Source organism: Thermoanaerobaculia bacterium (assembly GCA_035717485.1).
Classification (GTDB): Bacteria; Acidobacteriota; Thermoanaerobaculia; order UBA5066; family DATFVB01; genus DATFVB01.
The window spans coordinates 1-4,956 of sequence record DASTIQ010000079.1; the positions used below are offsets into that span (position 1 = coordinate 1).

Genomic DNA, 4,956 nt, shown 5'->3' on the forward strand with positions numbered 1-4,956 from the left:
TGACTGGGCCAGAGTCGGAGTGCGTTCCCTGAAGAACCCGGTTGCCGCTCGATCAAGTTCCGGCGAAACGCGCACTGCTGCGCGTCGCACGCCTCATCGATCTCATCGGTCATTTGCCGGTCTGGACCGGCCGGACCGGAAGCGGCACGTTGCACAGCTCGACGTAGCCGGCCGGTCGAATGAACCAGCTCTCGCGCCGGTTCCGACGCGACTCGACCCAGGCCGCGAAGGTCGGCGTGTCGGTGCGGAGCGCCTCGAGGGTCGTGCGTTCCGCGGCGGGCACGTCCGAGGCCATTCGGAGGGAGCGGATCGGGACGAACTGCGAGGGCTTGTCGTAGAAACCGAGCGGGCCCGAGCCGCGGGGGAGCGTCGAGAGCAGCTCGATCCCCTGCACGACCCGGCCGACGACCGTGATGTTGCGGTCGAGGTGGCGCGGCGCGTTCCCGATCACGACGTAGAGCTCGCTTCCGTTGCCGCTCCGGGGGTCGTCCCCGCGGCCGACGCCGACCATTCCGTAGCAGTGCGCGAGCCAGGCCTCTCCCGTCTTCGGATCGCGGCCGGCCGGGAATCCGTCGGAGAACCCCGCTTCCGGAGCGTAGCCGTCGGGTCCGGCGAGCGGAGTGAACGGAATCGGCGCTCCTCCGGACTTCGTGAGCTCGCCCGGGAGCTCCGCCCTGGCGGAACCGAGGGATCGCGCTTTCGCCTTGTCGTCGCCGTTCGGGTCGCCCCACTGGACGACGTAGTTGTCCTGGGAGCGCACGATCGCGAGCCCGTCGAAATATTTCTCGCGGACGAGCTTCACGATGTTGGCGAAATGCTCGGGAGCGAAGGCCGGGGCGAGCTCGATCACGACCCGCCCGGAGGCCAGCTCGAGGTAGAGCGTGTTCTCCGGCGGGATCGGCCGCCAGTCGGAAGGCTTCGAGGCGGCGAGGACGTCGGCGCTCGTCGGAGCGGCGGGTTTCGCGGCGGGCGCCGGCGGGGCCGGGGGCGGCGGGGCGCTCGGCGCGGCTCCCAGAGCGGCGGCCGCGAAGAAGGTCAGGGTGCCGGCAAGTCGCATCATCGCACTCGATCCACCTCGAAAAGCGTCGAAAGGAGCCGGATGTACGTGTAGGCGTACGCCCGGCCGTCGGGCGTCGGGAAGATGCGCAGCAGCGTGTTCACGCCGGCGGGATCGGGCGCGGAAATCTCTTTCCACAGCTCTCGCCGGCCACTCTCGACGTCGACCTTGAAGACCTGGAGCCGGGACCCGAGGGAATGCGTGACGTAGAGCACGCGGCCGTCGGGCGTCCACTGCATCGGCGCCTCGCGCGGCTCCGTTCCCGGGACCGGCCGCGGCGCTCCGCCGTCGACCGGAAAGACCGTCGGTCGCCCGTCGCGGCCGAGCGCCGCGATCCACTTTCCGTCCGGAGAGGGCGTGAGCACGGTGGTGAACGCGACGCCTTCCGGAGAGATCGCGCGCGGCGCGCCGGCGGGAACTTCCCGGATGAAGATCTTTCTCCCTTTACCCGGCTCGACGCCCAGGAAGACGAGGCGCTTCCCGTCGGGCAGAAATTGCGGAAAGGCGCAGTTCATGGTTCCGCACGGCATCACGACCGGCTGGCCGGCCCCGGTGGGGAAGAGAACGAGCTGCGTGCCGTCGTTGTTGCCGGAAGCGAGCCACTTTCCGTCGGGCGAGAGGCCGCCGGCCGAACCGGCGCCGAGGCGCAGGGCGGGCGATCCGTCCGTCTTGCGGATGAACACGGCCCCGTCTTCGCCGCCTCCCTCGCCCGACTCGTCCATGGAGATCAGCGAGCCGTCCGGCGTGATGAAGCGCACCTGGCCGTAGTCGAGGTTCGAAAGATCGCGTTCTTTCGTCTGGCCCGGGCCGAGCGCCGAGATCTCGGCGCGCCAGTCGTCCTCGGAAGCGAGCATGCGGCCGTCGCGGGAGACGTCGAGCATCCGGACGGAGCCGGGAGTCGGAAGCAGCAGCTGCTCTTTCCCCGAAAGCGTGAACTGGTAGACCTTCGACGCCGATCCGAACCGCGTTCCGGTCGCGTAGATCCCCCGGCCGCCCGGCATCCAGGCCAGGCCCTCGGCGCTCTCCCACCCGCCCGCGAGATCTCTCTTCTTGCCCGAGAGATCCATCACCGACACGGTTCCTCCGTCGCTCGACGCGGGATGATCGAGGAACGCGAGCAGCTTCCCGTCGGGCGAGAACCGGATATGGCTCACCCAGCCTCCGGTCTCGTAGAGGACCTTGCCGATCGGATATTCGACGCGCGTCTTGCCGCCGACGATGTGAACGACGGCGAGCTCGGATCCGTCCGGCGCCCAGTCGGCGAACGCCACGTCGTCGAGAACCTCGCGGGGCAGGCCCCCGGAGAGCGGGACGCGGGCGAGCGTTCCGGCGGAGTAGAGGGAATTCACCGGCTGCATGTGCAGGCCGACGGCGAGCTCGTTCGATGTCGAGATCGCGATGAGCGTGGCGTCGGGGACGTCGAGCGGACTCGAGCCGGGATTGGTCAGATGGGTCGAAAAGAGCTTCGACGGGTTGCCGTTCCAGGCCGCGCTGTAGACGATCGTCTGGCCGTCCGCCGCGAAGCGGGCGCCGGTGATCGTGCCGCGGGAGAACGTCAGGCGGTGGAACGCGAACGGCGTGGGCCGCGAGAGGCGCCGCGTCACGAGCACCGCCGCCGGGATCGCGAGCGCGAGGACGGCGATGAGGGCGTTGCGCCCGACGGCCGCGCGGACGCGTCCCGCGGGATGCGACGCCGCCGACGACGCCGAGCCCTGGGCGAACGCCTCGAGATCGAACGCGATGTCGCCCGCCGATCCGAACCGGCGCTCCGGGTTCTTCTCGAGGCAGTGCCGCACGATCCGGTCGAGCGCGGGCGAGACGTTGCGGCCCGTTTCCGCGAGCTCGGGCGGTTCCTGGTTCAGGATGGCGGAGGTCGTGTCGGCCGCCGTGTCGCGCTTGAACGCCGGCCGGCCCGAGAGCATCTCGTAGAGGATCGCGCCGAAGCTGAAAATGTCGGTCCGCTGGTCCGTCTCGCGGCCCCGCACCTGTTCCGGAGACATGTACCCGACCGTGCCCATGACGGTTCCCGGATCGGTCAGATTCGAGGCGGTCGCCGCCGCGGAGACGTCGGACGGAACGGCCACCCTCTTGGCGAGGCCGAAGTCCAGGATCTTGACCCGGCCGTCGCGCGTCACGAAGACGTTGTCGGGCTTCAAGTCCCGGTGGACGATTCCCTTCTCGTGGGCCGCCGCGAGGCCGCGCGCGATCTGGATGGCGTAGTCGACCGCCCGGCGGGAAGGGAGCGGACCGGCTTCGATCTCCTCCCGGAGCGACCTCCCTTCGAGCAGCTCCGTGACGGCGTAGACATCCGCGCCCTCGCGGGCGAAGTCGAAGATGCCGAGAATGTTCGGGTGCGAAAGCGCCGCGACGGCGCGGGCCTCGCGTTCGAAGCGGGCGAGGGCGTCGGAGTCCTGCGTGAATCGCTCCGGGAGCACCTTGATCGCGACGTCGCGGTTCAGCCGCGAGTCGCGGGCCCGGTAGACTTCGCCCATTCCGCCCGCCCCCAGCGGGGCGAGGATCTCGTAGGGCCCGAGTTTTGCGCCGGCTCGCAGACTCATCGATTCAACTTTCGAATTTCCCGGTGGCGGCAGGATACCAGAAGGCCGCGCCGGCGGGATGGCGCCGTTTCCACTCCTCGCAGAACCGGATGCGGTGCTCGAGCGACGGGTGAGTGTAGAACCACAGCTCGATGATCCGCGGCGGATCGTATTCCGACAGGTCGTGCGTGTTGAATTTCGCGAACCCCGCGGCGAGAGCGTCGGGATCGCGCACGACGTCGAGGGAAAACGCGTCCGCCTGGTGCTCCTCCCAGCGCGAGAACGCGTTGACGGCGGGCGCGGCCAGGAACGAATACACGGACACGATCAGGAGCACGAGGGGGAGGCCCGCCGGGTCCTCGATCGGCCCGATCCCCCACCGGCCGCTCTGCCGTTCCGCGATCCGGGGGTAGAACCTCCGCACGAGCCAGGCCCCGAGGAGGATGAGCGCGCCTCCGAACGCGAGGCCTTTCGCGACGTGATGCAGGACGTAGTGCCCCATCTCGTGTCCCATCACCGCGACGATCTCCCGCGGCGTCTGGGTCTTCAGCAGGGTGTCGTAGATGACGATGCGCTCCGTCCCCAGGAGTCCCGCGACGTAGGCGTTGGTGTGCTCCGACTGGCGGCTCGCATCGACCTCGTAGACGTCGCGCGCCGGGATCCCCTCCGCGTGCGCGAGATCGAGGAGCCGCGTCTTCAGGGGGCCGCCCGGAAGCGGGGTGAACCGGTTGAAGAGCGGAGCGATGAAAACCGGCTCGACCGCCACGGCGAAGATCGTGAACGCCATCGCGACGGCCGCGCCGATCAGCCACCACGTCCGGCGAAAGCGGCGGATGACGGCGTAGAGCGCGACGGCGAAGAGTCCGCCGAGAACGATCGCGATCCCGACTCCTTTCGACCAGTCGCCGAGCCATTGGAGGAGCGTCTGCCGGGCGAAGCCGAAGCGCTTTTCCCGGAAGTAGCCGCCATAGGCGTCGAGCGGGAGAGAGAGGAGAGCGGTGACGATCGTGAAGATCGCGAAATACACGAAAACCGTGCGGTTCACCCCTCCCCGGGCGATCGCGCGCGCGCGGTCGCGGAACGCCGTGGAGAGCCGCGAGCGCAGCAGGAAGAGGAGGACGAAGAAACCCCAGGCGGCGCCGGCGATCGAGAGCGCGTAGGCGCCGTGCGCATACTTCTTCTGGAGCGTCTGATCGCGCGGGATCTCGACCTTCTCTTCGGTGGCGAAAACGTCGGCGGACTCGCGGCTCGCCGCGGGCGCGGCCGCTCCCGCGGCGGACGCGGCGAGGAAAGCCGCGAGGAGGAGCGCGCGTTTCACGGGGCGATCGTATCTCTCGTCGGACCCGCCTTCGTCGAGGCTTC

3 protein-coding genes are annotated in these 4,956 nt (G+C 69.4%); all 3 read right to left on the reverse strand.

Going from position 1 to position 4,956, the window contains the following annotated elements; genetic code table 11:
• Positions 1-109: 109 nt before the first annotated feature.
• From VFS34_04200 to VFS34_04210, 3 genes are read right to left on the reverse strand one after another with little or no spacing between them, the layout of a single operon-like run.
• Positions 110-1,060 carry a peptidylprolyl isomerase gene (locus tag VFS34_04200; protein ID HET9793643.1) on the reverse strand — a complete coding sequence of 317 codons (951 nt, stop codon included), beginning with the start codon at positions 1,058-1,060 and terminating at the stop codon, positions 110-112.
• Positions 1,057-3,615, reverse strand: a complete 2,559-nt coding sequence (locus tag VFS34_04205; GenBank protein HET9793644.1) for a protein kinase — start codon at positions 3,613-3,615, stop codon at positions 1,057-1,059. The genes VFS34_04200 and VFS34_04205 overlap by 4 nt, the downstream gene beginning before the upstream one ends.
• Before the next feature lie 4 nt (positions 3,616-3,619).
• Positions 3,620-4,912, reverse strand: a complete 1,293-nt coding sequence (locus VFS34_04210) for a M48 family metallopeptidase (protein ID HET9793645.1) — start codon at positions 4,910-4,912, stop codon at positions 3,620-3,622.
• Positions 4,913-4,956 lie beyond the last annotated feature (44 nt).